We start from the raw sequence: 2,862 nt of genomic DNA on the forward strand, positions 1-2,862 counted from the left end.
GGAGCAGAAGTTGCAATGCATTTTGCTTTGAAATATCCAGATAAAATTAATACCCTAACTTTAGGCACTGCAGTCAGTGAAGTTAAACCTTTATTAAAAGCTCAGATAGAATCCTGGATCATGACTGCTAAAACATATAATGGAAAACTTTTTTATAAAGTTATGTCCCCTTTTGTTTATTCAAATTATTTTTATGAAGAAAATTCTAAATGGCTTGAAAAAAGAGCTGAAAAATTTGGAGAAAATGTGTCAAAAGACTGGCTTGATGCTTTTGTAGGGCTCTGCAATAATTTTTTGAGTTTAGATATTACTGATGACCTTTCAAAAATTAATATTCCTACATTAATAGTATCAGGTAAAGAGGATATTTTAAAGCCACCATCTTATGGGAAAATAATTAATCAAAATATTAAAAACTCAAAATTTGAAATAGTAGATCGAGCAGCTCATGGACTTTTTGCAGAAAAACCAGCTGAGTTTAATAAATTAATTAAAAATTTTATTGATCAACAATAAATTCAATTTTTAAAATCTTAGAAATCATCCCCCGCTATTCTTTTTATGAAAAGCGGGGGTAATATAATTTAAATATTAAACTTATTTATTTTAGATGCAAGTTCATTTGCTATTTTAGCTAATTCTTCAGCTGAATCGGCTATTTCTTGTACAGCAGCAGTCTGTTCTTCAGAAGAAGCAGCTACTTCCTCAGCATTACTTGCAGATTCCTGACTTACTTTCGAAATTTCATTAACATTTTTCTCAACTTTATTACTAAATTTATTCATTTCATCAGTTTGACTATCAATTTGTTCAATTAATTTTTTAAGCTCCTGTGAACTATTTTTTATATCTGAAAATACATTTCTTGTATCTTTTATCACTCCAACACTTTCATCAACAGCTTCTTCAGTTGTATTCATTTTTTCAACAGTATTATTAACTTTTGTTTGTATTTTGGCAATTAACTCAGAGATATTATTAGTTGCACTGGCAGATTCTTCTGCAAGTTCTCTAATCTCATCTGCAACAACACTAAATCCACGACCTGCCTCTCCAGCTCTTGCTGCCTCAATAGCTGCATTTAAAGCAAGCAAATTCGTTTGATCTGCAATACTATTAATCATTTCAATGATTTCGCCTATCTCTTCAGATAATTCGCCTAAATCATAAATTGTTTCAGAAACTTCATCAGAGTATCCTTTTACTTTTTCTATAGTTCTAATAGAAGAACTAATTGAGTCATCACCTTTATTTAAATTAGAAATTACTGAATCTGAGGTGCTATCTATTTCATCAGCCATTTCTTTAGTAATTTCAATACTTTCAATAAGGTTATTTAAAATATCTTCAGTTTCATCAATTTGGGCTGATTGTTCTTCTGCCCCTGAAGCAACTTCCTGAATAGCAGTACTAACCTCTTCCGTTGAAGCTGACATTTCTTCACTATGGGAAGATAAATTTTCGCTGGATTCTAAAACCATTTCTGAAGTATCTTCAATTTCTGAAACTAAATTTTTAATACTTATTCTCATCTTATTTAAATTCCTGTTTAATAACCCAATTTCATCATTACTGTCTTTTAATTCTTCTAATTTTAGATTACCATTTGCAATTTCCTGAGTATATTCTACACTATTTTGTAAAGGATTCATCAGATAATTTTTAAATACAAAATATAAGACTCCAATTAAGATTATTAAAACAGCTATTCCCATATAAATAATTATATTTGAAATGCGAGAAACCCCTTGATTAACCTCTGATAATGGAACCTGGGTAAATATTTTTCCATTAAGGATTGGAATAGAGATATATGAAGTTAAATACTCAGCATTATCATTTTCATATTGAAAGGTTCCTCTATCCTTATTTTCATAAGCATCTGTATTAAATCTTTCAAACATATTAGGATTTTCATTTAAAATCTCTTGATTAGGGTGTGCTAATAAATTACCCTGATTATTAGTTATAAAAGCAAAACCATTTTCACCTATACTAAAATTAGAGACAATTTCACTAAGATAATCAAGTGTTATATCCCCAGCTACAACTCCTTTAAGTTGACCATTATTTTCAATAGGAATAGCTACAGAGATCATTAAAACTCCTGAAGCAGCATCTTCATATATATTTGTCCAGATAATTTCATTTTTCTCAACTGCATTTTTATACCAACTTCTATCCCTAGGATCATAATCAGCTGGTAATTCTTGTGAAGGTGCAATAATCATTTCACCATCTCTTGAACCAAAATAGACATTTTTAAACTGATCATTACCTTTTTGAATCTCTGCTAATTCATTTTGTGACATTTCTGTATTAATATTACTAGCAGAGAATAAATTATTATTAGAAAAAGTCGCAATAATTCCTTCATTAAATTCTAAAAATCCTTCTATTTCACTTTTTACATATTCAGTTGATATTAAATTTCTATTTTCTGATAAACTGTTAGTTTCTTCTGTAATTACTTGAGTAGTAAAATAGATCATAGCTCCTAAGGCCAGAATTAAAATAATACCAACAATACTAATTATTTTAAATGACAGACTTTGATGAAAAGATATATTATCTTTAATTATAAACACCTCCTGGAATTTTAGAAATCGACAATAAATTGCCTTTTTCCCACTTATTCTTAGTATACCACTCAGGATTTATTTATTCAAATAAAAAAACGCACCAGAAAATATCCATCCAGTGCGTCATCGTCATTAAAACAAATTTTTATTATTTTAAAGAGTAATAACTTCATATCCATCTGAAATATATTTCTCCATTGAAGGATGACCACTCATATCAGCTTTAAGAGGTATATCAAGACTTTGATTATATTCCAATACTCCCTGGCTGGCAGAGCAA

2 protein-coding genes are annotated in these 2,862 nt (G+C 29.2%); one reads left to right on the forward strand and one right to left on the reverse strand.

What is annotated here, in order from left to right:
• Window positions 1-516 (forward strand): alpha/beta hydrolase (locus VJ881_02310; protein HKL74874.1); only part of this gene is annotated, 516 nt, incomplete at its 5' end.
• Between the two features lie 68 nt (window positions 517-584).
• Here the strand turns inward: VJ881_02310 and VJ881_02315 are convergent.
• Window positions 585-2,588 carry a methyl-accepting chemotaxis protein gene (locus tag VJ881_02315; protein HKL74875.1) on the reverse strand — a complete coding sequence of 668 codons (2,004 nt, stop codon included), beginning with the start codon at window positions 2,586-2,588 and terminating at the stop codon, window positions 585-587.
• Window positions 2,589-2,862 lie beyond the last annotated feature (274 nt).

Source organism: Halanaerobiales bacterium (assembly GCA_035270125.1).
Classification (GTDB): Bacteria; Bacillota; Halanaerobiia; order Halanaerobiales; family DATFIM01; genus DATFIM01.